The sequence below is a fragment of the Bacillus sp. S2(2024) genome (assembly GCF_050474045.1).
Taxonomy (GTDB): Bacteria; Bacillota; Bacilli; order Bacillales; family Bacillaceae_G; genus Bacillus_A; species Bacillus_A yunxiaonensis.
Map to the genome: position 1 here is coordinate 3,209,446 of NZ_JBFLUS010000003.1, position 23,406 is coordinate 3,232,851.

Genomic DNA, 23,406 nt, shown 5'->3' on the forward strand with positions numbered 1-23,406 from the left:
CCTCCTTTATCCGGTTGGTAAAAAACCGAGAATTGTTTCAATTACAACCGTTAATATTGGAATCGCCATCACTAAAATTAAAATTTTTCCTGCTAATTCGATTTTTGAGGCAATCGCTCCTTGTCCTGCATCTTTCGTAATTTGTGCGCCAAATTCTGCAATATAAGCAATTCCAATAATTTTTAGCAGCGTTTCCACATACACATTGCTCACCTTCGCTTCATTCGCAATGCGCTCAATCATCGTTAAAATAGAGTGAATTTGATCGATTATAAGTAAAAACATCACACTACCGACAAATACAATAAACAATGAAGTTATACTCGATTTATGTTGATTCAATACTGCCGCCAAAAAGGTCGCCACAAGCCCAAGTCCTACAATTTGTAATATTTCGATTCGAATCGCCCCCCTTTACTGAAAGAGAAAGACGCTTTTAATCTTCTCAAACAAATTGTTAATTAAAAATGCAACTTGAAATAAAATAACGACAAAACCAACAAGAATAACCCAGTTGGCAATATCTTCTCGCTTTAGTTCTTTCAGCACAGTATGAATGAAAGCTAAAATAATACCAATGCCTGCAATTTGAAAGATTAATCCAACGTCGATCGACATCACCTTTCCCCCTTACAACAATAAAATAACGATAAGTAGTCCTGCTAATACACCTAAACTTTTCATCATCTTTTCGTACTGAATCTGCATTTCCTTTGCTTCCCCTTCTTCTCTTTCTAAATGCGTAATACATAAACGAATATGCTTTTGCTGTGATTCCCGGTCGTGTTGTCCTAACGTTTCTCCAAATTGCTGTAAAATTTCATATTCTGTTTGCTTCAGGGCCGTGAGTTTCCAATTTTCTTGTAAGCTATCCATCCATGCTTCCCGAACCGTTTGCTCTCCCCTTTCTAATCGTTCATGGAAGCTATGAAATAACCAGTTCAAAGGCTTTGGCATTTGTTTTTCAAGACGTGCAGCTGCCTCTGACAACGGGGTATGCCCATACATAATTTCCGCCTCAAGTGATTGCAGTGCTGCCTTTAACAACCGTAATTGGCGAGGGCGCTCACTATATTTCTTCGCATATGAAAAGCCAAAAAATGTTGATACCGCAAGGATAAGTGCGGCACCAAAAAATTTAATCATACGTTCAGCACCTTCTCCCCGCGGCGAATTGGCTTTCCGCTGCCATCCTTCATATTCAAAATCGTTCCTGGTCCTTTTATTTTAGAAAGCTCAATAAAGCGTTCAAATACGCCCAGTTCTATGATTTTCCTTAGAGAAGGTCGTTTCAGTATATCTTCATGCCCTTGTCCATGCACACTAGTAAACAATTGAACACCAGCATGAACAGCTTCCATAATTGCTTCGCTATCTTCTGGTCGGCCGATTTCGTCAACAATTAATATATCGGGACTCATTGAGCGAATCATCATCATCATACCTTCTGCTTTTGGACATGCATCTAACACGTCTACTCTTGTTCCAAACTCATATTGCGGTACACCTTTCACGCACCCCGCAATTTCTGATCTTTCGTCTACGATACCAACTTTACAAGAAGGAATATGTTGCCTTGGAACCCCCGCACTCATACAACGCGCTACATCACGTAATAATGTTGTTTTGCCTGTTTGCGGCGGACCGATAATCATTGTATTCAGCCAATGCTTCTCATATAAATATGGTATAAGCGGCTCAGCAATCCCCTTTTTTTGGCGAGCAATTCGAATATTAAATGACGCCACATCCCGAATCATTTTCACTGCACTCTTTTCCATAATTACTTTGCCCGCTAAACCAACGCGATGTCCTCCGCGCAATGTAACATACCCTCGCTTTAATTCTTCTTCCATCGTATAAAGTGAATATTGACTCAGCTTATTCAGCAAATATGCTGCGTCTTCTACCGTCACAATATAGTTATAAAAATGCGCTTCACCGCGCGCAATACATTCAAGCGGTCGACCAATCCGAATCCGTATTTCTTCTAATCCGTCATTTTCTTTATAGTCTTGTATAAAACGTTCGATTTGCTTTGGCAACATCTCTAATACTTCTTTCATAGCTCTCTCCCCATCACATCGCTATTTCAGTACCGCAATAAAAATACAGCCAATTCCAAGCGTTAAAAAAAATAATTTCAAAAAAGAAAATTCATTTGTAACGCTCGCAATTCCAATTGACATCGTTACAATCAAAACAGTTGGCCCAACAAATGCAAGCATGCCATTTACGAACAATGCCTTTTTGGCATCATTGAAATACAACATAAGCAAAGCGGCGAAAATCTCCATGCTTCCCGAGAAGAGCCTAAGAAGCGCCATCACGAGCACAGATGTTTCAAATGCCGCTAGCCATTGTTTCATCCTCTCACCTCTCTCGTTATCCTTACACCGTTCTAACAGCACACATATATCCTGCTGAAACAAGATGAAAGAGTACCTTTGTACAACCATATGCAATGGTTGTCTATTTCAGAAGTGGAAAAGTAATTTTTTAATTATCAAATAAAAACAAACAGAATTTTCTGTTAAATTGTGATATATTGGAATAAAAAGGGTGAAAGTATGAAAGTTCTTAAAATTATCCTTACTATCTCGGTAGAAGTGGCTGCTATTTTCTTGTTTGCAAAATTTGTCGATTGGCCATTTATAGAAAGTTTCTTTTTAGGGAGTTTAGCTATTTTCAGTATCACTTGGCTGTTACTTTTAAATATGAACCGAAACGCTAATATGGATCGTGCTATTACAAAAAGTTTCACGGGGCTTAACACCGGGGAAATAACACCTTTTCAAATTCGAATGAATCCCTATATGGCTGGGACTCTTCTACTGCTTATCATTAGCCTTATTATTACTGTCATTTATTACGTACCTTATTTCACATAAAAAAGGCACTCGTGGATAATCCACGAGTGCCTCTTTCAATTACGCACGAGAAACGTATTTTGATTCTCCTGTGTTGATAATAAGCATTTCACCTTCGTTAATGAAGATTGGTACTTGTACAACTAGACCAGTTTCTAATGTAGCTGGTTTTGTTACGTTAGAAGCTGTGTCACCTTTAATACCTGGTTCTGTTTCAACAACTTTTAACTCAACAGTGTTTGGAAGTTCTACACCAAGTACTTCGCCTTGATATGTCATGATTGCTACTTCCATATTTTCTTTTAAGAATTTTAATTCGTGTTCGATTTGCTTGTCAGCAAGTTCGATTTGCTCGTATGTTCCATTATCCATGAATACATGAGCTTCACCGCTTGCATATAAATATTGCATACGACGGTTTTCGATATGTGCTTTTTCTACTTTTTCACCAGCACGGAATGTTTTTTCTTGAACAGAACCTGTACGAAGGTTACGTAGTTTAGAACGAACAAACGCTGCACCTTTACCTGGTTTTACGTGTTGGAAATCTATAACCTGCCAAAGGCCGTTATCCACCGCAATTGTTAAACCTGTACGAAAATCGTTTACTGAAATCATGCAAAAAATCCTCCTGTATTTTACAAAATAATGAGTTCTTTTGGAGATTTAGTTAACACTTCATTACCTTCAACTGTTACTATAATATCATCCTCAATACGAACTCCGCCTACATTTGGAATATAAATTCCAGGTTCTACAGTCACAACCATTCCTGGCTCAAGTACCGTCTCAGAGCGGAAGGCTAAACTTGGTCCCTCATGAATTTCAAGACCAATCCCATGACCTGTAGAATGCCCAAAATATTCACCGTATCCTTTTTCAGTTATGTAGTCACGCGTTAACGCATCAGCTTCACGGCCAGTTAGACCAGCTTTAATGCCGTTTACACCGCGCAGCTGCGCTTCTAATACGATATTATAAATTTCCTTTAATTTGTCGGACGGCTCACCTACTGCAATTGTACGAGTAATATCAGAGCAATATCCTTTATAGTAAGCACCGAAGTCTAATGTAACAAAATCTCCCTTTTCTATCAATTTTTCAGATGCCACGCCATGCGGCAATGCTGAACGAAGTCCAGAAGCAACGATAATATCAAACGAAGAAGAAGTTGCTCCTTGCTTTCTCATGAAAAATTCAAGTTCATTTGACACTTCAATCTCAGATACTCCCGGGCGAATAAATGATAGAATATGTTCAAAGGCAGCATCTGCAATCTGTGCAGCTTCCTTTAATATCTTAATCTCTGAATCAGTCTTAATCAAGCGTAACTTTTCCACAATACCAGAAGTTGCAACAAATTCTGCATCAACTTCCTCTTTATATGCCGTATAAGAGCTGTATGTAAGAGTATCTTGCTCAAAACCAAGCTTTTGAATTCCTAGGTCTTTTACTTGTTTTGCAACTTCTTCAAGAATCGGACCCGTATGCTGCACGATCTCATAGCCAACTGCTTGTTTTTGCGCTTGTTCAACATATCGAAAATCTGTAATAAACAAAGCGCGTTCATTTGAAATTAATACAACTCCTGCCGTTCCTGTAAAGTTTGTCATATATCTACGACTATGTTGATTCGTTAATAAAATGCCATCAATACCAGCTTCTCCAAATGCACTTCTTAATTTTGTAAGTTTCTCCATGGATTATGCCTCCCCGATTTTCTCCAATAATGCAAGTAACGCTAAGTGATAGCCATACAAACCAAATCCTACAATTTGTCCTGCTGTGACCGGTGCCGTAACAGATACATGACGAAACGATTCGCGCTGATGAATATTTGAAATATGCACCTCAACAACAGGAATCGAAACACTCGCAATCGCATCACGAATTGCATAACTATAATGCGTAAATGCTCCTGGATTTAGAATAATTCCTTTATATGTACCCTCAGCCTCATGAATGATATCAATAATGGCACCTTCATGATTGGATTGGAAACACTCTAGCTCCACTCCCAAACTTTCTGCTTGTTGTTTCATATCTATTTCTAGCGATGCTAATGTTCCCGTACCATACACATTAACCTCTCTCACACCGAGGCGGTTTAAATTAGGCCCGTTAACGAGGAGCAATTTATTCATATACCTAACTCCTTAATAAAAAAAATGTCTATATAACATTTTACCATACCTCTCACTTATTTGAATAGTTTGTCTTTTCCTCATTCCCTATAACCCTTTTCGTTATTCACCTCAAACGAAACAGAATATGCAATAAAAACACCATATAAAATAAAAATACATGCTGTCGTTATAATGGTTGTCCTAGGCATTTCCAACGCACTTCTTATGACAGGTGCAACAGATCCAATCACAAAAAATAATATTCCCCACCATATAAGACCGTATATAACACCTGGAATCACACCTTCAAACTTACTCAAAGCTGCCCTATATATAAAAGCCACAATAATTGAAAGTATTCCCATACACACAATTCCCGCTACGTTTCCCCATACACCTTCTTTCCAACTTCCAAGTGCAAACGGGAGCAGCAAATAATTGGGGCCCGCATCAGTAAAAGAAAAAAAATGCAAAAAGTACCAAACAGCTCCCCAAAACAAACCTCCAAACACACCAATTTGAACTATTTTTTTCATGACAGATTGTTCTTGTTTCACATCCACACCTCCGCCTACTAGTATGTCCGAAACTAATTTAAAGCATGTTTAAATACTGCAGAACTTGTCTATAAAAAGAATAGGAAATGTCTGACTAACCTGTTGATTTTCCTTGTCAGAAGTACGCTTTTGTCGATAAAATAAAGGAAACTGTAGTGTTGTCATGTAATATAATGACAACACCTAGAGTCGCTACCTCTTTTCTGATAAGAGAAAAACAAATACAGGTTGGTGTTGACATGACAGAGAAGACAAAACAAATCTACGGCGGTCAAGCGGTAGTAGAAGGAGTTATGTTTGGCGGTAGAGAATATACTGTTACAGCGATTCGTCGTAAAGATAAATCTATCGAATTTTATCGATTACCTCGTGTTCGTAATAAAGTATCATCTATGTTTAAAAAAATTCCATTTCTACGCGGCATCGCGGCAATTATTGATGCAAGTGCAAATGGGGCAAAGCATTTAAACTTCGCTACAGAACGCTTTGATGTACATCCCGCAGATGATGAACAATTCGTACAAAAAAAAGAAGAACAGTCGAAGCTAACGATGATACTTAGCGTTGCGGCAGTCGGGGTCTTATCCTTTATCTTCGGAAAAGTGATTTTCACTGCGGTTCCTGCGCTTTTAGCAGAATTGACAAGACCCGTTTTCCCATCTCATGCTGGGCAAATCATTGTCGAAAGTATCATTAAGCTTGTATTATTACTCAGCTATATTTACTTTGTTTCACTGACTCCACTTATTAAACGTGTATTTCAATATCACGGGGCGGAACATAAAGTGATTAATGCTTATGAGAATAATCTCCCATTGACAGTAGAAAACGTACAAAAACAAACCCGTCTCCATTATCGTTGCGGCAGTAGCTTCATTTTATTTACTGTTATTATTGGGATGTTTGTATATTTTCTCGTTCCAACAGATCCTCTTTGGGTTCGCCTTATGAATCGTATTTTGCTCATTCCTGTAGTGCTAGGTATTTCGTTTGAAGTGCTTCAATTTACAAACAGCTTGCGAAGCGTTCCAGTACTCCGCACATTAGGATACCCTGGTCTGTGGCTTCAGCTGTTAACAACGAAAGAACCAACAGATGATCAAGTTGAAGTAGCAATTGCATCTTTTGAAGAACTACTGCGTCTAGAAGAAGGACAACAATAACTTTTTCGTAATATTATTCAACTCCTTTGCCTTTCGTTAATAAACTAATTAAAATATCTTTCTTTTTAGGAGGTGTTCCTTATGAAGGGTCGCTCATTTATGTTCGCTCTATTTGTTATAATTGTTGGGTTAGCGGTATTTAGCCTTGTATCATTCACAATTGAAAATCCAATGGGAGTTGTAAAAAACATTGCGATAATGCTCATTGTTGTTGGTGTCTTTTATTTGCTTTATAAGATGCTTACGAGTTCAAGCGGTTCAGCTAATAACTCACAATCTTCCTACAAACGTGCTGCGAAACAATCGAACCGAAAATATGGAAAACAGAATGTAACACCCCTAAGCAAAAATTTGTTAAAGAAAAATGCTTCCGATGCTAAAGGAAAAAAAGGAAATGCTTCCTTTCTAAGACGCAAACGAAAGCAATCTCACTTAACAGTTATTGAAGGAAAAAAAGGCAAAAAGAAAGATCGCGCTTCCTTTTAGAGAAGTGTGGTCTTTCTTTTTGCCTAATATGTTCAATAACTTTTATCTTTCATAGAATGTAAACGTAAATGATGCGTTTCAAAAACAAGGATTTCGTCAAAGTCAAACACAATCGCTTTCAACATATCCTCTTCCTACGCAAATAATCAGTATATATATTCTATGCTGTGCACCAATCTCTCTTTTTTACATACAAAAAAGGAAACTGTTTCTCAGTTCCCTCTCTTACTGCGCCTGTTCCTCATTTGCCTTTTGAACACCACGAAGCTTCTCAACTCGAAGTTCATCTTGTTCAAAATACTGCACTAAATCACCAATACGATCGATAGCTTCCCAGCTTAAATGATGTTCAATTCCTTCTACATCATTATAAATCTTACTTTCATCTACACCGATAATACGCATAAACTGCTCTAACAATTCATGACGATAGACAAGGCGCTTACCAATTTTTTTCCCTTTTGATGTTAATACAAGTCCTCTATATTTTTCATAAATTAGATATTCATCTTTATCAAGTTTTTGTACCATTTTTGTTACAGAGGATGGATGTACACTAAGCGCTTCGGCAATATCAGATACACGGGCATATCCTTTTTCTTCAATTAACAAATAAATTTGTTCGATATAATCTTCCATACTAGGAGTAGGCATCGGTTTCCTCCATCCAATTCAGTTTATATATTCCGCACTAAGCAATCAATAAAATGATACAACAGAAAGGATATCGTGACAAGGGTGGAAACAAGCCCATTTTCCCAACACATGATAGAATCCACATACATAGCTTGGGTTCTATCATATAAAATATTGAATTTCAGCATTCGGAAAATATTTATGAATATAACCCCCGATTGTTTGTAAATAAAGTGAAACTTCTATCAGTGGGGGACTTCATCCCCCACTGATAGTTAGTTGAACCAATCGGACTTTTACGGGCAGTTTCAAAATAGCCACCTCATCGTTTTCTTAGTATAAACGAAAGACTGTATGAAAACGCAGTTCAAACTTTTCCACTTTTATTTATCTACATTCTTAAATATTAACCTAAAAAAGCAAGAGTATCTATCCTATCACTTAATAATGTGGCAAGGTACCGCATTGGCCCTTTTCTTCTTTACGATATCTAAATTTTTATTTAAAGTCTCAAGGTTTTAACGGTTCTTTTCAGGACTGTTTTTCGTTTGTCTAAATTTACAAAAAGAAAAATAACATAAACAAAAAAGAAAAATACAAAATAATTAAAGTAAATTGTTGACGTGATGCTTTTATTATCGGTATCATATTTCTTCGTGAGCAATTATTTTTCGTTATACGATTTTTTATTATTACTAAATTTTTGAGAGGGGAAATTTGATGTCACTTAAGAAGAAAACACAGGTGCGCACCGGCAAAATGGTACGTGAACTAATGTTAGCAGACGAAGATGTGAATGCTTCGCTAATTATGGTATATAGTGAAAACGGTGTAAACGCAGAAATTAAAATCGAGGGCTTAACGCCAAAATGTAACGAAGAATTATTTTTGAGCGGAAAAGTAGATTGGAACAAAAGCGTTATTTATAAAATTGTCGATTTTACTGGCAATGCCGAAGTTGGTAAAGTGACATTAAGCGCAATGAACAAAAACAATGTTTCACTGCAAATCGAACGCGTTATGTGGAGTAAAGAAACGAAAGAAGAAATGACAGAATTAGAAGACAATACACTATCAGTTGTCGAAACACCTACTCCAAAAAAAGAGACAGTAGTTGAAACTTCAAAAGAAGTTACACCTGTAACAAAACCAGTGGTAAATGTTGCACCTACTCCAACACCAATTCCAAAGCCGGTGCGTCCAGAACCTGTAGTTAAAGCTACACCAACTCCTGTACAAAAAGATGTAACTGCACCTACTCCAGTGCAAAAAGAAGTAACTGTGTCAACTCCAGTACAGCCAGTAGTTACAGCTAAACAACCTGCAACAAATCAACCAAACTCTGAATTACAAGAAAAGTATGTTCGTCTTGTAAAGCAAGCTGTGGATGTATGTCAAGATTATGAACTTGGTATGGATGTAGACGATTCTATCGAGAACTTAAAAGGTGAGTTACAAAAACAAGGAATATCGGTAGCATTTGATGCAGAAATTATGGATGTTGTAAATCGTTTACGTTCACTAAAGCAAAAAGGAATTAAAGTAGAGAAAGTATTAAATTTATTATAAATGATAAAGCGAAATTTCCATCAGTCCGTTTTCTCATCATCACTGCTGGAAAGCTCTCAACAATATAAAAATAAGGAGATGGACATCCATCTCCTTATTTCTTATAATTCCATTCATCACTTTCATATTTTTCTTTTGCTAATGTTTCCACTTCATGCAATTGTTCCTCTGTTAACTGATACGGAACAAGTTCCACATTTAATCCTTTCTCAAATCCAATGTGGAATGCATCAATAAGTTGCTGAATTGTAAATGTACGATCTGTTAATTCATTAATTGCAATTGCTTTAGAAGAGAACATTTTTTTCATACGTTCTTTTACACGTTCATTTGGAAACAGAAACAGATCATACAGCGTATCTAAATCAATTTCTAATGGAATCGATCCGTGCTGTAAAATAACTCCCTTTTGACGAGTTTGTGCACTTCCAGCAATTTTGCGCCCTTCTACAACGATTTCATACCATGACGGAGCATCAAAGCAAACTGCTGAACGCGGATTTTTCAAATTTTCACGTTCCTCTGCCGTTTTTGGTACTGCGAAATACGCTTCTAAGCCTAGTTCTTTAAATCCATCTAATAAACCTTGCGAAATGACGCGATATGCTTCTGTCACTGTTTTCGGCATGCTTGGATGATCTTCAGATACAATTACACTATATGTCAATTCATTATCGTGAAGAACGCCTCGCCCACCCGTTTGACGGCGTACAAATCCAAAACCATTTCTATTCACTGCATCCATATCAATTTCTTTTGAAGCACGTTGGAAATACCCCACTGTTAACGTCGGAACTTCCCACTCATAAAAACGAATTGTTGGCGGCATTTCCTTTTCACTTTGCCAATTTAATAAACATTCATCTAACGCCATATTAAACGCTGGAGAGCATTTACCAGAATTTATATAACACCATTTTTCCTTTTCCATCCTACACCTCATATAACTAATTTTTCTCACATTCTCTAGTCTATCAAATTCGACAAAATTTGTGAAAGAATACGAAATTTCTTCTAATACAAAATGAACTTGTTGCATAAATACATATGGGCATTATAATATTGAAAGTAGGATAAGAAAAAAGGGAGCGATACAATCGTGTCAACAAATGTTATTATTTTACTAGCCATAATCGTAGGATTTATCGGCTACTCTGTATGGATGTATTTCTATCAAAAGAAATTAATTAAAACACTTTCGGAAGAAGAATTTCGCACTGGATATCGTAAAGCACAACTTATCGATGTTCGTGAAGCGGACGAATATAATGCTGGGCATATTTTAGGAGCACGTAACATTCCGGTATCACAATTACGCCTTCGTTACAAAGAATTACGTGCTGACCAACCGATTTATATGTATTGCCAAAATGGTTTCCGAACAGGACGCGCAGCACAGTTTTTAAAGAAGCACGGTTACAAAGAATTTTATCAATTGCAAGGCGGCTTTAAAACTTGGTCTGGTAAAGTGAAAAAGAAAAATTCATAATAAATAGCTAGCTTGTCTATCACAAGCTAGCTATTTCATTCCATTTTACTAGCGATATACGTTAAATTTTTCTTTACATCTTCACTATTTTGATCACGCACATTTCGGTACAGCAACTGGTATTCTACTTTCTCTTCTTTCCAAGTGAGCGTCGCAATGTCTTCTCCATCCATTTCTCCGTCACTACTTTTAAAATAAGCTGTTATGCCATTTTCAAGCTTTACTTGCTCCTGAAAATGATTTTGTTCTACAATAAAAGGAAAATTATATGAGAAATTGGCAACTGTTAATTCAATATAATCCTTCATGTTTTTTTCACGTCGTTCATATTTAATATCAAGGGCAATTCGCTTATTTCCCATTTTTCGAACTACTGCTTTTGGATTATCTTTTGACTCATACGGTAAATATGATGGTGTTTGAAACGAAAACGGAAGAACGTTTTTTACAGCTTGTACCGATACTGGATCAGACATCATATCTTCACTTGCCTCTAAACTTGCTGCAAATTTTTTTTCCTCGACCATCGTTTGCTGAAAAGAACATGCATTTAACACCATACTAGAAAATACGAAACAGAGCACCCGTTTTTTCAATGTGTATCCGCCCTTTCTCAATGTTCTCTTTTCTATCAAGATACAATTGAAGCTTTCGTATGTTATGTTCATATTCTCTTTTTCTTACTGTTCCACCTTTGAAAACTTTCCTCGTTTATCTCACACAATTTGACAAAAACGCTTTCCCTATTCTCACGCCGAATATAATCGTTACGCGAATAGCAAAAAGCGTTATTAACAAAATAGAGTATGAAACGCTTTTCATGTCAAGAGTTTTACAAGATTTCTCTTACCTTTTTCTTGTATAATAGAAATAGAGGTGAAACATATGGTAAATATAAAACAAATCGCGAAAACGGCTGGAGTCTCCGTTACGACTGTTTCACGCGTCTTAAATGACCATCCATATGTCAGTGCAGAAAAACGAAAACGCGTCCTAGAAACTGTTGAAGAATTGAATTATGCTAAAAATGTAAATGCCGTTCATCTTCTTAAAGGGAAAACACATACAATTGGTGTTATGCTTCCTTTTATTAATCTGCCGTACTTTAGCACACTTATTGAAGGGATTGGAACGAAAGCACTTGAAGCTGGATACCGCATTAATCTCTGTCAAACAAACTACGATAGCATTGAAGAAATGCGTGTCCTTGAAATGATGAAAATGAAACAATTTGATGGTATGATTATTTGCTCCCGAACGAGCTCATGGGAAGCCATTGAACCTTACGCAAAATTTGCCCCTATCATTTCGTGTGAAAAACTGCTGCATCCGCTTATATCTTCTGTCTATGTTAATCATTATGACGGCTTCCGTATTGGGACAGAATATTTATTACAAAACGGACATGAACGCATTGGATTTTGTTTAGCACGTGAAAAAAGTGTGAGTACAAAGCAACGTGAGCAAGCCTTTTTTGATGCGCTTCGTGCAGCTGGAAAACGCGCACAGACAGACTGGCAGTTTTACCAATGCTATAGTATTCAAGACGGTGCGAATGTCATTCAAAGCATACTAACGATGAAAAATCGTCCTACCGCTCTTTTTGCTGCAAGCGATCAAGTTGCTGCTGGATTACTAACAGAAGCAAAAAAACAAGGACTGCGAGTACCAGAGGATTTAGCAATCTTAGGATTTGATAACCATCCTATTTCTGAAGCGTTAGAAATAACAACAATTGAAAATCCTGGCTTAACAATGGGAGATCGTGCTTTTTCCTTATTTTATGAACAAGTACAACAGGAACAAATTACAGGGACTTCTGAAGAGTTACCGTTTCGTTTAATTGAACGAGGAACAGTGTAAAGCCCCTATTATTAGAGCTTACACTGTTCAATTTTGTATAATTGTCCTCCTTGACTATATATTTTTTTCATCTTATAATTTAACTAACGAACGGTAGGTAGGGGATGAACATGACAGCAAACCGTATAAAAGCTGTAGCATTATCGCACTTTGCACGCTATGGCTATGAAGGAACTTCACTAGCCAACATTGCACAAGATGTTGGTATTAAGAAGCCGTCAATATACGCACATTTTAAGGGAAAAGAAGAGCTATATTTTATTTGCTTAGAAGAATCTTTACAAAAAGATCTTGAATTCTTTAAACAGTATGTGAAGAATTCAGAAGAAACTCCCTTTGGAGACTTTTTATTTCATCTTCTTAAAAATTATGGGCATCGCTTTCAAGAAAGTATTGAAACAATGTTTTGGTTACGCACTTCGTTTTTTCCACCAGATGCCTTTCGTGAGCAAATTGTCGAAAAAGCAAATGCATACATCGAAAACATCGGACAGCTTTTAGTACCTATATTTGAACAGGCACAAGAAAAGAAAGAACTTTGTAGCATTGAAGTAACAGAAGCTGTTGCAGCTTATTTATGTTTAATTGACGGATTAATGGTTGAATTTTTATTTGCTGGAATACAGCCATTTGAAAATCGATTATACGCATCTTGGAAAGTATTTTGGCGCGGATTGTCAAGCTGACGGATTGCAGACGCAATGCGTCATTTTCCGGCCCTATACCTAACGACTGGTAGGAAGGAGAATAAATGATGGAATGGATTTATGTTGTTATAGCAGGAATCATTGAAATTGTATGGGTAATTGGTTTAAAACATGCAACAACACCACTGGAATGGATTGGTGTAGCGATGGCAATCGGTATTAGCTTTTTCCTTTTATTTAAAGCTTATGCAAAACTCCCTGTAGGGACTGTGTATGCTGTTTTCACAGGAATCGGAGCTGGAGGAATTGTGCTAACAGAAATTTTTGTTTTTGGCGAACCATTTTCGCTTGTAAAAATCTTATTGATCGGTTTAATTTTCGTTGGTGTTATTGGTTTAAAACGAGTAACAGGTGAACAAGTAGAGAAGGAGGCTGCATAAACATGGCATGGTTATTTTTAATTATTGCTGGTATATGTGAGATTACTGGTGTTATCTTCATGAAGATAGCCAATGAAAAAAAAGGCTGGATGCCAAAACTTATGTTAATCGCCAACTTTGCAGTAAGTTTCTTCTTCTTATCCCTCGCAATGGATACACTGCCAATGGGAACGGCTTACGCAATCTGGACGGGAATCGGAACTGCAGGAAGTACACTGCTTGGTATTCTTATTTTCCGTGAATCCGCTGATTGGCGCCGCCTTGCTTTCTTAAGCTGCATCTTATGCGGTGCAGTTGGCTTAAAATTAATGAGTTAACGAGGTGAATGCTGTGTGGAAAAAAAGAGGAAAACAAATTATGACAGGAATCATGATTGCAGTTGCACTCTTATTGCAATCTATATTCCATATTGCAGAATGGTTATTCCATAAAGCATTTTTAATCATCTCTTTTATTCCAAACATGGCTCTTGAAATAGCTTCCTTTGCTTGGTCGATTATCGCTTCAATTGGAATTATCATCATTTGGAGTATCGCGAAAATTTGGAATAAATTCTTTTCAAAAGACAGTTCTTCTGACAAGAAATAACTGTCTTTTTTCATATAATTTCCTCCTTTGCACATACTACCAAAAAGGAGCTGATTATATGCAAACTTCTGTACATAAGCATATTTTACTACTATTTTTTGTCTTTATTGTATGTGTTGTGTTTTTTAGTGTAGTACTGCATACGTATAACGTGCCTGTTTATTCACCAAGTATGGTGTCAGTTTATAAATTTGTTGTACATAATTTGCTTCATTGAAGAAGGTGTCTCGTAATGAGACACCTTCTATAACGTACGATTTTCTTTGTTTTTCATTATATTTCCTGTCGTCATGAAAACAGTGCCGAATATAAGACAAGTGGGGACTGATATGTGAGTAGGAATAAAATGAAGTGTAACGCCAAGCCCTGTTCCAATAATGAATAGCAATCCAACTATTATGAAGAAGGTCCCCATGATTTTCATAATTCCATCCTCCCATTTATCCCGCTATTCGTGGGCAGTAAAACTCCCACTGATGGAAGTTTCACTTTATATATCTTTCTGCTCATATAATTTCATACAAACTAAAATTGATCAAACGTGCTTTTTGATGTCCAAACACAAAGAAAATTGGGATGACTAAACTTAAATAAATCACTACAAGCTCCATTGCTACTAGCAATCGTAGAACTTATAAACTCTATGTCTTCAAATCCAAATTCTATTTCAACCATATACTTGAAAATAACAATATCCTTATTTCCCTCCACAGTATATACACACTCTCCTATTTTAGGCAACAAAAAAAGACCAACAATTTCCTGTTGGTCTTTCATATATGTATTACTTCTCAAAGCGATTTAACATCTCATCTCTCATCCCAAAACTAACAACAGCAATCCCGACATACATAAAAATAAGAACTGCTGGATGTACTGTATTGTACCAGTGGCTATCAATAATTAAATATACCGTTAATACTGTAACAAGTAAAAAAGCAACAATAAACATGTAAAAATGTCTTTGACTACCCATAACGAACTCCTCTCTAAATTACTCATTTATTGTAACGAATTCTCCCCTATGACTCAAGACTAACTTTCCTGTAAATGGTCTAACTCGACTTTCACTATGTCATGACAAGCGATTGGAATAAGTGTTCCTTTACTATCAATTGCGGTTACACTTTTATTATCTAATACGTGATGCTTCACTCTCTCTAACATTTTTTCTGTATCTTGGTAATAAAACTCTTTAATATCCTTAATCATCTCACCATTTTCTAAATGGTACACCATCCTATAACGCTTATAGCCCATCTTTTTCATCCCCTTGTTCATTTCTTCACATATGTATGAAAAATTGACATTTTTGCTTCTCATTCACTTTAATTTCATTAAAATTCTAACAAAAATACACAATTTTATCAAAGGGACTTTTTCAACAAAAATGTTGAGAAAGTATGAGAATTCTTCAATCTTACATAAAACCCGCAATTTTATAACATCTTTTTTAGGTACTGATACCTTATTCGGCAATATAAAAAAGAACTCGCCTATAGCGAGTTCTCTCCAAAATATTTTATTGATGATTAAACTTGTACCATAGATGGTTTTTGATAACGTAAAATCGGCTTACGCGCTGCCATTGTTTCATCAAGACGCTTAATTACTGTTGTATGCGGCGCTTCTTGAACTACTTCTGGATTCTCTTCTGCTTCTTTTGCAATTTGAATCATCTTATCGATAAAGCCATCTAATGTTTCTTTTGATTCTGTCTCTGTCGGCTCAATCATGATACATTCTTCCACGTTTAATGGGAAGTAAATTGTTGGTGGATGGTAGCCGAAATCAAGCAGACGTTTCGCAATATCAAGCGTACGTACGCCAAGTTTCTTTTGACGACGACCAGATAAAACAAACTCATGCTTGCAATGTCTATCAAATGGAAGATCATAAAATGGAGCTAATCTTCTCATCATATAGTTTGCATTTAATACAGCATATTCTGTTACTGCACGTAATCCGTCTGGACCCATAGAACGAATGTACGTATAAGCACGAACGTTGATACCAAAGTTTCCATAGAATGGTTTCACGCGTCCAATTGCTTGTGGACGATCGTAGTTAAAGTGATAGCCATTTTCTGTTTTCTCTAAAATTGGTTTTGGTAAAAATGGAATTAAATCAGCTTTCACACCTACTGGGCCAGAACCTGGACCACCGCCGCCATGCGGACCTGTAAATGTTTTATGAAGATTTAAATGCACAACGTCAAATCCCATATCTCCTGGGCGCGCTTGACTTAATACTGCATTTAAGTTTGCACCGTCATAGTACAATTTACCACCTGCATCATGAACGATTTGTGCCATTTCTAAGATGTTTTCTTCAAATAAACCAAGTGTATTTGGATTTGTTAACATAAGTGCTGCTGTTTCTTCGTTCACAACACGTTTTAAATCTTCTAAGTCAACAAGACCGTTTTCATTTGATTTTACTGTAATTGTTTCAAAACCTGCTACTGTTGCAGATGCTGGGTTTGTTCCATGTGCAGAGTCAGGAACGATAACTTTTGTACGGTTATGGTCACCGTTTGCTTCATGGTATGCACGGATTAACATTAATCCCGTCCATTCCCCATGTGCACCAGCTGCTGGTTGAAGTGTAACAGTATCCATACCTGTAATTTCAATTAAATGTTCTTGTAAGTCATACATTAATTCCATTGCACCTTGCACTGTTTTTTCATCTTGAAGCGGATGAATGTGTGCAAATCCTGGGAATCGTGCCACGTTTTCATTGATTTTTGGATTGTACTTCATTGTACAAGATCCTAGTGGATAAAATCCAGAATCCACACCATGGTTACGATTTGAAAGTGCTGTGTAATGACGCATAATATCAAGCTCTGATACTTCTGGAAGCTCTGCATCTTCAGTACGAATATACGCACTCTCAAACACATCTTCTAATTTTACTTCTTCTACATCTAATTGGGGTAAGCTATATCCTACGCGTCCTTCTCTACTCATTTCAAAAATAAGTGCTTGATCTTGGTTCTTCATTGGATAGCCCCCATTTCGTTTACAAGTGTGTCAATTTCTTCTTTTGTGCGTAGCTCTGTTACAGCTAGAAGCATATGATTTGTTAATTCTTTATAATCACGGCCTAAGTCATAACCACCGATAATATTCTTTTGTACTAATACATCATTTACTTCTTGTACTGGACGTTTGCAATCTACAACAAATTCATTGAAGAATGGTCCAGTAAATGCTACTGTGAACCCTTTTGCTTCAAACTGACGTTTTGCATATTGTGCTTTAGAAATGTTTTGACGTGCCATTTCTTTTACACCTTGTCTTCCAAGTGCCGTCATCGCAACAGATGCTGCTAATGCATTTAATGCTTGGTTTGAACAAATATTAGATGTTGCTTTATCACGACGAATATGTTGTTCACGAGCTTGTAATGTTAATACGAAGCCACGTTTACCATCTGAATCCACAGTTTGTCCTACAAGACGTCCTGGAACTTTACGCATAAATGCTTTCGTTGTTGCGAAATAACCACAGTGTGGTCCACCAAACTGTGTTGGGATACCAAATGGTTGTGCATCACCAATGACAACATCAGCACCAAATTTTCCTGGTGGTGTTAATGCACCTAGTGATAATGGATTTGAAGAAACGATAAATAATGATTTTTGTTGATGAACAATTTTTTCGATATCAGCTAATCTCTCCACTTGTCCGAAGAAGTTTGGATATTGTACGATTACGCAAGCGACAGTGTCGTCTACTTCACTTTGTAATACGTTTAAATCTGTTACACCGTCTTTATGATCAATTTCAACAACTTCAAGATGCTGACCTTTTGCATATGTCTCAAGTACTGCTCTTGATTCTGGATGCACCGTTTTAGAAACAAGAATTTTCTTTTTACGAGTATGACCTGCTGCTAGCATTGCCGCTTCTGCTAACGCTGTACCTCCGTCATACATAGAGGAGTTTGCTACATCCATACCCGTTAATTCACAAATCATTGTTTGGAATTCAAAAATTGCTTGTAATTCCCCTTGTGAGATTTCCGGTTGGTATGGTGTATAAGCTGTATAAAATTCTGAACGAGAAAGAACATGATCAACAATTACTGGTGCATAATGATCATATACACCTGCTCCTAGGAAGGAAGCATAGTCTTTTAAGTTTGCGTTTTTACGAGCAAGCTCAGACAGTTCTTTTAAAAGTTCTGGTTCTGATTTTGCCGGTTTAATATTTAAATCCCCTTGAAAACGAATGCTTGCTGGAATATCAGAAAATAATTCATCAATCGATTGCACACCAATCGTTTGTAACATTTCTTTTTTGTCTTCTTCTGTCATTGGAAGATAACGATGCAACATGAAATCTACCCCTCTCCCCGTTACTTTGAACGTTTGTAAAATGGTGTTGGAACGACAACTGCTTTGACGCGTTTGTTACGAATTTCAATTTCAACTTCTGTATCAATTGCTGCATATTTTACATCAATTAGCGCTAAACCAATGCTTTTCTTTAACGTTGGAGATTGTGTACCACTTGTAACTTCCCCGATTTTTTCATCGCCTACATATACTGGATAGTGAGTACGCGGAATACCACGCTCAATTACTTCGATGCCGACTAATTTACGAGGTGCACCGTTTTCTTTTTGTTCCTTTAAAGTTTCTTTTCCAAAGAAATCTGCTTCTTTGTTTGGTTTTACTGCAAAGCCAATTCCAGCTTCAATTGGTGTAATATCTTTCGATAACTCTTGACCATAAAGTGGAAGTGTTGCTTCAAAACGAAGGGTATCACGAGCTCCTAAACCACATGGTTTTAAGCCATCTTCTTCTCCTGCTTCAAGAAGTTTCTCCCAAAGCTTTGCAGCATCTTCGCTCTTACAGTAAATTTCAAAGCCATCTTCACCTGTGTAACCTGTACGAGATACAAGGGCTTCTACACCATCTACAAGAACATTTTCTTTAAATTTAAAGAACTTAATTTCTTTCAAATCTTCTGACACAACTTTTTGTAAAATGTCTTCTGCTTTTGGTCCTTGAATTGCAAGTTGTGCAATTTCGCTAGAAACGTTGACTACTTGCACATCACCGCTTACATGAGACGCTAACCACTCGTAATCTTTTTCAATATTTGATGCATTGATTACTAATAAATAGTCTTCTTCCCCACGTTTGTAGATTAATAAATCATCTACTGTACCACCATCTTCGTAACACATTGCCGTATATTGTGCTCCGCCTACCTTTAAGATAGAAACGTCGTTTGTAACTACACGTTGTAAAAATGCTAAACTATCTGCACCTTTTACTTCTACTTCTCCCATGTGAGACACATCAAAAAGACCTGCTGCTGTACGAACAGCCTCGTGTTCTTCTTTAATGCTCGAAAATTGAACTGGCAATTCCCAACCACCAAAGTCAATTGTCTTCCCACCATACTTCGCGTATACATCAAATAGCGGTGTACGTTGTAATGTAATCATGTTCTCTCCCCCTTACGCTGTCTATGACAAATCAATAAAAGTTGGCTTCCCATATCTAAACATTTTTAATTCTGAAAAGATGGGATATACGGAATCTCACACTATTTTTTTATGAAAGCGTAAATAAAAAAGTACTTTCTTGGATAAAATACGAAAGATTCCACACATTTCACATCATTATCCTAACATTTTTCGAGTCATTTCATCAATATTCTAGCTAAAAAAATAATTTAGAATTTATAGAAGGTGAGATTTTATCCATGAATGTCGAAATTTCAATAGATCGTTCTTGGCAAGAAAACTTCTTAAAACGAATAGAAGAAGATGGCCCGTGGACAAATTGGGAACTATTTCATCTAGCATATCAAACTGAACAGTCCCTTCTCATTCCAACATTTGACGGGTTACAGGCACCCAAGCATTTACCTAACTTCACGCCACTTCCACATCAGTTAGAAGTAGCACAAACAGTCATTGAACAAATGAATGGAAAAGCAATCTTAGCAGATGAGGTTGGTCTTGGAAAGACCATTGAAGCCGGACTTATTTTAAAAGAATATATGGTGCGCGGTCTTGTGAAAAAAGTGCTTATTCTTGTACCTGCTTCACTCGTTTCACAATGGGCATATGAATTGAATACGAAATTTTTCATTCCAGCTGTCGCACAAAGAAAAAGTTACTCCTGGGAGCAAGCTGACGTTATCGTTTCTTCCATCGATACAGCAAAGCGCTCTCCGCATCGTGATATTGTTTTAAATTTAGAATACGATCTCATTATTATTGATGAAGCACATAAACTAAAAAACAATAAAACGAAAAACTATGAATTTGCGCAACTATTAAAGAAAAAGTTTTGTTTATTACTTACAGCAACACCTGTTCAAAATCGCATTGATGAAATCTTTAATCTTGTCTCATTATTAAAACCTGGCCATCTCGGCAATCAATCCAATTTTGAAGAATACTATGCTTCTAAAAATCGCAGCGCTGAAACAGATGAACATTTAAAAGAACTTATCAATAAGGTAATGGTACGGAACCGCCGGCATGACACTGGCATTGAATGGCCAAAACGACACGTTCATACACTTTTTGTAGATTTCAATGAACAAGAGAAAGCCTTATACGATGCAATTGAAGGGTGGAAAAGGCAAGATGCATTTACTTCTGCATTTTCTGCTTTAACATTAAAGCGAGAAGCATGCAGCAGCCGAGAAGCTGTTTATTTCTCACTCAAAAAACATGTAGAAAAGCGTCAAAAAGAAAATGAACAATATACACTAGATCCATACATAGATGTGTTGATGGAAAAAATTAATTGTATTTCTTCCAACTCAAAAGCAAATAAAACATTAGAAATTATTAAAGAAATTAATGATAAAGTTGTAATCTTTACAGAATATCGTGCTTCTCAAATGTATTTACAATGGTTTTTAAAGCAGCATGGCATCTCGTCTGTACCATTTCGCGGCGGATTTAAACGCGGTAAAAAAGATTGGATGAAAGAATTATTTCAAAATCATGCACAAGTATTGATTGCTACAGAAGCAGGCGGTGAAGGAATTAATCTACAGTTTTGCAATTATATGATTAACTATGATCTTCCTTGGAATCCGATGCGACTGGAACAAAGAATCGGACGTATTCATCGTCTTGGACAAAAGCATGATGTTCATATTTATAATTTGGCAACGAAACATACAGTAGAAGAACATATTTTAAAACTGCTGTATGAAAAAATTAACTTATTTGAGCGTGTCATTGGCGATTTAGATGAAATTTTAACAAGAATTAATATGAAAAATATTGATGCGCACATTCAAGATATTTTTGCACATTCCAAAAGTGAAGGAGAAATCCGAATAAAAATGGAAAACTTGACATCCATTATTGAATTTGCAAAACGAAATGAAACTGAGGTGCGTGGTTATGCAGCAACATGAAATTCATAGTTATTTAAGTTGTTTTTTCGAGGCAAATAGCTGTGAAATTTTGCAGCGTTTTCCACATTTACTAGACGTACAACTAACAATCAGTATGGACAAGTTACTGATGAACCGTCCATTTTACTGGCATTATCTTGAGAAGACTGGCGGAACACCAAACCCGATGCGTCTTACATTCATTACCGATCCAGAACATGAGGAGAAAGAAGGCGAGTTCATTCACTATGGTTCTCCGCGCTTACACCAAATTTTTCAAGCTACAAAGGAATTAGGTGCTTACATTCGTTTATTTGAAGAGGTTCATTCTAATGGACAGGTAAGCACCCCGCTTCATCCTTGGCTTGGCATCAATATAAAAGTCTCCTATCAATGTGATCGAAAAAAAGACATGCTGTATTCCGTTGGTATCCATCTTATTTCTGGTACGATGATTACAAATTTTCATGAAGCATTATCAGCACTTCGTTTAACACCAAAAATCCCTGATTTTTGTTTTACATTAACACCTATTATTAAACCGCAAAGCGGGTTATCTAGAATTGAAGAAGCAATGAAAAATGTCATTGGGACAGACGATCACACATGGGCTGAAGAAGCAAGAGTGCGTTGGAATCACGATTTACAACTATTAAATCGCTTTTACGAGGAAAGTGATGAATTACCAGAAAGCTACAAGGTAGAAAAACAAGCATTGCAAGAACAATATGAACCGCGTATTACCATGCAAGTTATAAACGGTGGACTCTTTTATGTCACAGCGAATCATTTTCTAACATAAAAAAGCACCTTCTAGAAGGTGCTTTTTTATCCCGCTACTTTTGGGCAGTAAGACCCTCATCTCAAAATTCAGAGAAAGCCAAGAAGATAGAATAACTACCCCTAAGAAGCTCGATTGGACGTGCTTTCCATCAGCAGGGGATGAAGCCTCCCCACTGATGGAAGTTTCACTTTATATTTTCCCATTATATTTTCGACCATCGTTATGTTCTTGTTGATGAATCTTTGTCATTCGCTTTTGATATTCTCTCTGTTTTGCACTCACATGATTTGCATCTGTTTCTTTATTCTTCTTTGAACCGCCTGCTCCGTTACTCATTTTGTTCACCCCACTCGCATATACTTCACCATTAGTTTTAGCAATCATAATTTTCCTTATGCAAAAAAAGTAAGGAGAGGCATTGGCCTCTCCTTACACATATTTTTGAAACATATCATGCAGACCTTGATTCACAAGAAAAGAAATCTGCTCATCAGACTTATCAGGATAACGATCACGTAGTCGAATAGATGCCTTTATAACTAAATTTTCTAATACAGAGCGACCTCCTTTTCCATAAATCGTTTCCGCATACTCTACCAACTTTCCGTCCTCAACTCTTGCAGGGTTTTGATCAAAGAAAAATTTACTCATTTATACCACCTCTTTTTGATAACGTTTACATTTATATAGATTCAATATGTTATTTATTTCACAATTAACGTATGCATGTATGAATGATTAGTTTCATTATAAAACAATATTGTCACAGTATTAATGTGTAATTTAGACAAATTTGT

Annotated in this window: 33 protein-coding genes and 1 pseudogene; 13 read left to right on the forward strand and 21 right to left on the reverse strand. The window is 36.6% G+C overall.

The features are described 5' to 3' along the window. Positions 1–6: 6 nt before the first annotated feature. The 5 genes from spoIIIAD to AB1284_RS16220 are packed head-to-tail and all read right to left on the reverse strand — an operon-like array spanning position 7 to position 2,369. The gene (gene spoIIIAD, locus AB1284_RS16200) at positions 7–405 is read right to left on the reverse strand and encodes a stage III sporulation protein AD (RefSeq protein ID WP_429754441.1); all 399 of its coding nucleotides are present in this window, start codon (positions 403–405) and stop codon (positions 7–9) included. Positions 406–414: 9 nt separating this feature from the next. Further along, a complete protein-coding gene (gene spoIIIAC / locus AB1284_RS16205; RefSeq protein WP_429753911.1) occupies positions 415–618 on the reverse strand; it encodes a stage III sporulation protein AC in 204 nt (67 codons plus the stop codon). A gap of 12 nt (positions 619–630) precedes the next feature. Beyond that, the gene (gene spoIIIAB / locus AB1284_RS16210; protein WP_429753910.1) at positions 631–1,146 is read right to left on the reverse strand and encodes a stage III sporulation protein SpoIIIAB; all 516 of its coding nucleotides are present in this window, start codon (positions 1,144–1,146) and stop codon (positions 631–633) included. Then, positions 1,143–2,066, reverse strand: coding sequence for a stage III sporulation protein AA (gene spoIIIAA, locus AB1284_RS16215; protein WP_429753909.1), 924 nt, complete (start codon positions 2,064–2,066; stop codon positions 1,143–1,145). The genes spoIIIAB and spoIIIAA overlap by 4 nt, the downstream gene beginning before the upstream one ends. Before the next feature lie 21 nt (positions 2,067–2,087). After that, positions 2,088–2,369: a YqhV family protein gene (locus AB1284_RS16220; RefSeq protein ID WP_429753908.1), complete on the reverse strand. Its 282-nt coding sequence runs from the start codon at positions 2,367–2,369 to the stop codon at positions 2,088–2,090. 201 nt (positions 2,370–2,570) lie between these two features. Between AB1284_RS16220 and AB1284_RS16225 the strand changes: the two genes are divergently transcribed. After that, on the forward strand, positions 2,571–2,891 hold the full coding sequence (locus tag AB1284_RS16225) for a hypothetical protein (RefSeq protein ID WP_429753907.1): 321 nt from the start codon (positions 2,571–2,573) through the stop codon (positions 2,889–2,891). Between the two features lie 39 nt (positions 2,892–2,930). Here AB1284_RS16225 and efp read toward each other — a convergent pair whose 3' ends face one another. The 4 genes and pseudogenes from efp to AB1284_RS16245 form a co-directional block, all read right to left on the reverse strand. Beyond that, on the reverse strand, positions 2,931–3,488 hold the full coding sequence (efp, locus tag AB1284_RS16230) for an elongation factor P (RefSeq protein WP_336481610.1): 558 nt from the start codon (positions 3,486–3,488) through the stop codon (positions 2,931–2,933). Positions 3,489–3,508: 20 nt separating this feature from the next. Continuing rightward, positions 3,509–4,570: a Xaa-Pro dipeptidase gene (gene pepQ, locus AB1284_RS16235; protein ID WP_429753906.1), complete on the reverse strand. Its 1,062-nt coding sequence runs from the start codon at positions 4,568–4,570 to the stop codon at positions 3,509–3,511. 3 nt (positions 4,571–4,573) lie between these two features. After that, on the reverse strand, positions 4,574–5,014 hold the full coding sequence (aroQ, locus tag AB1284_RS16240) for a type II 3-dehydroquinate dehydratase (protein WP_429753905.1): 441 nt from the start codon (positions 5,012–5,014) through the stop codon (positions 4,574–4,576). Between the two features lie 52 nt (positions 5,015–5,066). After that, positions 5,067–5,553 (reverse strand): annotated as a pseudogene (locus AB1284_RS16245) (YqhR family membrane protein). A 239-nt stretch (positions 5,554–5,792) separates the two neighbouring features. Between AB1284_RS16245 and AB1284_RS16250 the strand changes: the two are divergent. Both AB1284_RS16250 and AB1284_RS16255 read left to right on the forward strand, forming a co-directional pair. Then, a complete protein-coding gene (locus AB1284_RS16250) occupies positions 5,793–6,716 on the forward strand; it encodes a DUF1385 domain-containing protein (RefSeq protein ID WP_429753904.1) in 924 nt (307 codons plus the stop codon). An 81-nt stretch (positions 6,717–6,797) separates the two neighbouring features. Continuing rightward, positions 6,798–7,202: an SA1362 family protein gene (locus AB1284_RS16255; RefSeq protein ID WP_429753903.1), complete on the forward strand. Its 405-nt coding sequence runs from the start codon at positions 6,798–6,800 to the stop codon at positions 7,200–7,202. Positions 7,203–7,427: 225 nt separating this feature from the next. On the opposite strand, the gene mntR is transcribed toward AB1284_RS16255, so the two are convergent. After that, positions 7,428–7,856 (reverse strand): transcriptional regulator MntR, encoded by a 429-nt coding sequence (gene mntR / locus AB1284_RS16260; protein WP_336481617.1) that lies wholly within the window; start codon positions 7,854–7,856, stop codon positions 7,428–7,430. Positions 7,857–8,558: 702 nt separating this feature from the next. On the opposite strand from mntR, the gene AB1284_RS16265 reads away from it, so the two are divergent. Then, on the forward strand, positions 8,559–9,407 hold the full coding sequence (locus AB1284_RS16265) for a hypothetical protein (protein ID WP_429753902.1): 849 nt from the start codon (positions 8,559–8,561) through the stop codon (positions 9,405–9,407). 94 nt (positions 9,408–9,501) lie between these two features. Here AB1284_RS16265 and AB1284_RS16270 read toward each other — a convergent pair whose 3' ends face one another. Beyond that, positions 9,502–10,338 (reverse strand): lipoate--protein ligase family protein, encoded by an 837-nt coding sequence (locus tag AB1284_RS16270; RefSeq protein WP_429753901.1) that lies wholly within the window; start codon positions 10,336–10,338, stop codon positions 9,502–9,504. A 168-nt stretch (positions 10,339–10,506) separates the two neighbouring features. Here AB1284_RS16270 and AB1284_RS16275 point away from each other — a divergent pair, with 168 nt between their 5' ends. Further along, positions 10,507–10,896, forward strand: a complete 390-nt coding sequence (locus AB1284_RS16275; RefSeq protein WP_429753900.1) for a rhodanese-like domain-containing protein — start codon at positions 10,507–10,509, stop codon at positions 10,894–10,896. A gap of 35 nt (positions 10,897–10,931) precedes the next feature. On the opposite strand, the gene AB1284_RS16280 is transcribed toward AB1284_RS16275, so the two are convergent. Beyond that, positions 10,932–11,456: a DNA polymerase III subunit delta gene (locus AB1284_RS16280; protein WP_429754440.1), complete on the reverse strand. Its 525-nt coding sequence runs from the start codon at positions 11,454–11,456 to the stop codon at positions 10,932–10,934. A gap of 325 nt (positions 11,457–11,781) precedes the next feature. Between AB1284_RS16280 and AB1284_RS16285 the strand changes: the two genes are divergently transcribed. From AB1284_RS16285 to AB1284_RS16310, 6 genes are all read left to right on the forward strand, one after another. Then, positions 11,782–12,759 (forward strand): LacI family DNA-binding transcriptional regulator, encoded by a 978-nt coding sequence (locus tag AB1284_RS16285; RefSeq protein ID WP_429753899.1) that lies wholly within the window; start codon positions 11,782–11,784, stop codon positions 12,757–12,759. A gap of 104 nt (positions 12,760–12,863) precedes the next feature. Then, positions 12,864–13,445, forward strand: coding sequence for a TetR/AcrR family transcriptional regulator (locus tag AB1284_RS16290; protein WP_429753898.1), 582 nt, complete (start codon positions 12,864–12,866; stop codon positions 13,443–13,445). A gap of 68 nt (positions 13,446–13,513) precedes the next feature. Beyond that, on the forward strand, positions 13,514–13,846 hold the full coding sequence (locus tag AB1284_RS16295) for a DMT family transporter (protein WP_429753897.1): 333 nt from the start codon (positions 13,514–13,516) through the stop codon (positions 13,844–13,846). 2 nt (positions 13,847–13,848) lie between these two features. Then, on the forward strand, positions 13,849–14,163 hold the full coding sequence (locus tag AB1284_RS16300; protein WP_429753896.1) for a DMT family transporter: 315 nt from the start codon (positions 13,849–13,851) through the stop codon (positions 14,161–14,163). Positions 14,164–14,176: 13 nt separating this feature from the next. Further along, entirely contained in the window at positions 14,177–14,434 is a 258-nt protein-coding gene (locus tag AB1284_RS16305) for a DUF3975 family protein (RefSeq protein ID WP_429753895.1), read from the forward strand. A gap of 58 nt (positions 14,435–14,492) precedes the next feature. Next, a complete protein-coding gene (locus tag AB1284_RS16310; protein WP_429753894.1) occupies positions 14,493–14,651 on the forward strand; it encodes a hypothetical protein in 159 nt (52 codons plus the stop codon). A 27-nt stretch (positions 14,652–14,678) separates the two neighbouring features. Here the strand turns inward: AB1284_RS16310 and AB1284_RS16315 are convergent, their stop codons facing one another. The 7 genes from AB1284_RS16315 to gcvT form a co-directional block, all read right to left on the reverse strand. After that, positions 14,679–14,858, reverse strand: coding sequence for a hypothetical protein (locus AB1284_RS16315; protein WP_429748343.1), 180 nt, complete (start codon positions 14,856–14,858; stop codon positions 14,679–14,681). Between the two features lie 101 nt (positions 14,859–14,959). After that, on the reverse strand, positions 14,960–15,211 hold the full coding sequence (locus AB1284_RS16320; RefSeq protein ID WP_429748344.1) for a hypothetical protein: 252 nt from the start codon (positions 15,209–15,211) through the stop codon (positions 14,960–14,962). A 7-nt stretch (positions 15,212–15,218) separates the two neighbouring features. Beyond that, positions 15,219–15,410 carry a hypothetical protein gene (locus AB1284_RS16325; protein ID WP_098307694.1) on the reverse strand — a complete coding sequence of 64 codons (192 nt, stop codon included), beginning with the start codon at positions 15,408–15,410 and terminating at the stop codon, positions 15,219–15,221. A gap of 59 nt (positions 15,411–15,469) precedes the next feature. Then, positions 15,470–15,694, reverse strand: coding sequence for a DUF3929 family protein (locus tag AB1284_RS16330; RefSeq protein ID WP_098307696.1), 225 nt, complete (start codon positions 15,692–15,694; stop codon positions 15,470–15,472). Positions 15,695–15,966: 272 nt separating this feature from the next. Continuing rightward, complete coding sequence (gcvPB, locus tag AB1284_RS16335) at positions 15,967–17,442, reverse strand: aminomethyl-transferring glycine dehydrogenase subunit 2 (RefSeq protein WP_429748346.1); 1,476 nt, start codon at positions 17,440–17,442, stop codon at positions 15,967–15,969. Next, on the reverse strand, positions 17,439–18,782 hold the full coding sequence (gene gcvPA / locus AB1284_RS16340) for an aminomethyl-transferring glycine dehydrogenase subunit GcvPA (RefSeq protein WP_429753893.1): 1,344 nt from the start codon (positions 18,780–18,782) through the stop codon (positions 17,439–17,441). Before gcvPA ends, gcvPB begins: the two co-directional genes overlap by 4 nt. 20 nt (positions 18,783–18,802) lie before the next feature. Next, positions 18,803–19,903: a glycine cleavage system aminomethyltransferase GcvT gene (gcvT, locus tag AB1284_RS16345; RefSeq protein WP_429753892.1), complete on the reverse strand. Its 1,101-nt coding sequence runs from the start codon at positions 19,901–19,903 to the stop codon at positions 18,803–18,805. A gap of 260 nt (positions 19,904–20,163) precedes the next feature. Here gcvT and AB1284_RS16350 point away from each other — a divergent pair, with 260 nt between their 5' ends. Both AB1284_RS16350 and AB1284_RS16355 read left to right on the forward strand, forming a co-directional pair. Further along, positions 20,164–21,846: a DEAD/DEAH box helicase gene (locus AB1284_RS16350; RefSeq protein WP_429753891.1), complete on the forward strand. Its 1,683-nt coding sequence runs from the start codon at positions 20,164–20,166 to the stop codon at positions 21,844–21,846. Beyond that, entirely contained in the window at positions 21,833–22,627 is a 795-nt protein-coding gene (locus AB1284_RS16355) for a YqhG family protein (RefSeq protein WP_429753890.1), read from the forward strand. Before AB1284_RS16350 ends, AB1284_RS16355 begins: the two co-directional genes overlap by 14 nt. Positions 22,628–22,798: 171 nt before the next feature. Here the strand turns inward: AB1284_RS16355 and AB1284_RS16360 are convergent, their stop codons facing one another. Continuing rightward, the gene (locus AB1284_RS16360; protein WP_336482025.1) at positions 22,799–22,993 is read right to left on the reverse strand and encodes a hypothetical protein; all 195 of its coding nucleotides are present in this window, start codon (positions 22,991–22,993) and stop codon (positions 22,799–22,801) included. Between the two features lie 45 nt (positions 22,994–23,038). Further along, positions 23,039–23,260, reverse strand: a complete 222-nt coding sequence (locus tag AB1284_RS16365) for a hypothetical protein (RefSeq protein WP_336481633.1) — start codon at positions 23,258–23,260, stop codon at positions 23,039–23,041. Positions 23,261–23,406 lie beyond the last annotated feature (146 nt).

Bases quoted from the DNA above. Each gene is read 5' to 3' on its own strand.
- AB1284_RS16255 (WP_429753903.1), top strand. From the start codon at position 6,798: ATGAAGGGTCGCTCATTTATGTTCGCTCTATTTGTTATAATTGTTGGG.
- AB1284_RS16265 (WP_429753902.1), top strand. From the start codon at position 8,559: ATGTCACTTAAGAAGAAAACACAGGTGCGCACCGGCAAAATGGTACGT.
- pepQ (WP_429753906.1), bottom strand. From the start codon at position 4,570: ATGGAGAAACTTACAAAATTAAGAAGTGCATTTGGAGAAGCTGGTATT.
- spoIIIAC (WP_429753911.1), bottom strand. From the start codon at position 618: ATGTCGATCGACGTTGGATTAATCTTTCAAATTGCAGGCATTGGTATT.
- AB1284_RS16330 (WP_098307696.1), bottom strand. From the start codon at position 15,694: ATGGGCTATAAGCGTTATAGGATGGTGTACCATTTAGAAAATGGTGAG.
- AB1284_RS16270 (WP_429753901.1), bottom strand. From the start codon at position 10,338: ATGGAAAAGGAAAAATGGTGTTATATAAATTCTGGTAAATGCTCTCCA.
- AB1284_RS16315 (WP_429748343.1), bottom strand. From the start codon at position 14,858: ATGAAAATCATGGGGACCTTCTTCATAATAGTTGGATTGCTATTCATT.
- AB1284_RS16355 (WP_429753890.1), top strand. From the start codon at position 21,833: ATGCAGCAACATGAAATTCATAGTTATTTAAGTTGTTTTTTCGAGGCA.
- mntR (WP_336481617.1), bottom strand. From the start codon at position 7,856: ATGCCTACTCCTAGTATGGAAGATTATATCGAACAAATTTATTTGTTA.
- AB1284_RS16225 (WP_429753907.1), top strand. From the start codon at position 2,571: ATGAAAGTTCTTAAAATTATCCTTACTATCTCGGTAGAAGTGGCTGCT.
- gcvPB (WP_429748346.1), bottom strand. From the start codon at position 17,442: ATGAAGAACCAAGATCAAGCACTTATTTTTGAAATGAGTAGAGAAGGA.
- spoIIIAA (WP_429753909.1), bottom strand. From the start codon at position 2,066: ATGAAAGAAGTATTAGAGATGTTGCCAAAGCAAATCGAACGTTTTATA.
- gcvPA (WP_429753893.1), bottom strand. From the start codon at position 18,782: ATGTTGCATCGTTATCTTCCAATGACAGAAGAAGACAAAAAAGAAATG.
- AB1284_RS16280 (WP_429754440.1), bottom strand. From the start codon at position 11,456: ATGGTGTTAAATGCATGTTCTTTTCAGCAAACGATGGTCGAGGAAAAA.
- AB1284_RS16360 (WP_336482025.1), bottom strand. From the start codon at position 22,993: ATGATTGCTAAAACTAATGGTGAAGTATATGCGAGTGGGGTGAACAAA.
- AB1284_RS16220 (WP_429753908.1), bottom strand. From the start codon at position 2,369: ATGAAACAATGGCTAGCGGCATTTGAAACATCTGTGCTCGTGATGGCG.
- spoIIIAB (WP_429753910.1), bottom strand. From the start codon at position 1,146: ATGATTAAATTTTTTGGTGCCGCACTTATCCTTGCGGTATCAACATTT.
- efp (WP_336481610.1), bottom strand. From the start codon at position 3,488: ATGATTTCAGTAAACGATTTTCGTACAGGTTTAACAATTGCGGTGGAT.
- gcvT (WP_429753892.1), bottom strand. From the start codon at position 19,903: ATGATTACATTACAACGTACACCGCTATTTGATGTATACGCGAAGTAT.
- AB1284_RS16350 (WP_429753891.1), top strand. From the start codon at position 20,164: ATGAATGTCGAAATTTCAATAGATCGTTCTTGGCAAGAAAACTTCTTA.
- AB1284_RS16285 (WP_429753899.1), top strand. From the start codon at position 11,782: ATGGTAAATATAAAACAAATCGCGAAAACGGCTGGAGTCTCCGTTACG.
- AB1284_RS16310 (WP_429753894.1), top strand. From the start codon at position 14,493: ATGCAAACTTCTGTACATAAGCATATTTTACTACTATTTTTTGTCTTT.
- AB1284_RS16325 (WP_098307694.1), bottom strand. From the start codon at position 15,410: ATGGGTAGTCAAAGACATTTTTACATGTTTATTGTTGCTTTTTTACTT.
- AB1284_RS16250 (WP_429753904.1), top strand. From the start codon at position 5,793: ATGACAGAGAAGACAAAACAAATCTACGGCGGTCAAGCGGTAGTAGAA.
- AB1284_RS16320 (WP_429748344.1), bottom strand. From the start codon at position 15,211: ATGAAAGACCAACAGGAAATTGTTGGTCTTTTTTTGTTGCCTAAAATA.
- aroQ (WP_429753905.1), bottom strand. From the start codon at position 5,014: ATGAATAAATTGCTCCTCGTTAACGGGCCTAATTTAAACCGCCTCGGT.
- AB1284_RS16290 (WP_429753898.1), top strand. From the start codon at position 12,864: ATGAACATGACAGCAAACCGTATAAAAGCTGTAGCATTATCGCACTTT.
- AB1284_RS16295 (WP_429753897.1), top strand. From the start codon at position 13,514: ATGGAATGGATTTATGTTGTTATAGCAGGAATCATTGAAATTGTATGG.
- AB1284_RS16365 (WP_336481633.1), bottom strand. From the start codon at position 23,260: ATGAGTAAATTTTTCTTTGATCAAAACCCTGCAAGAGTTGAGGACGGA.
- AB1284_RS16300 (WP_429753896.1), top strand. From the start codon at position 13,849: ATGGCATGGTTATTTTTAATTATTGCTGGTATATGTGAGATTACTGGT.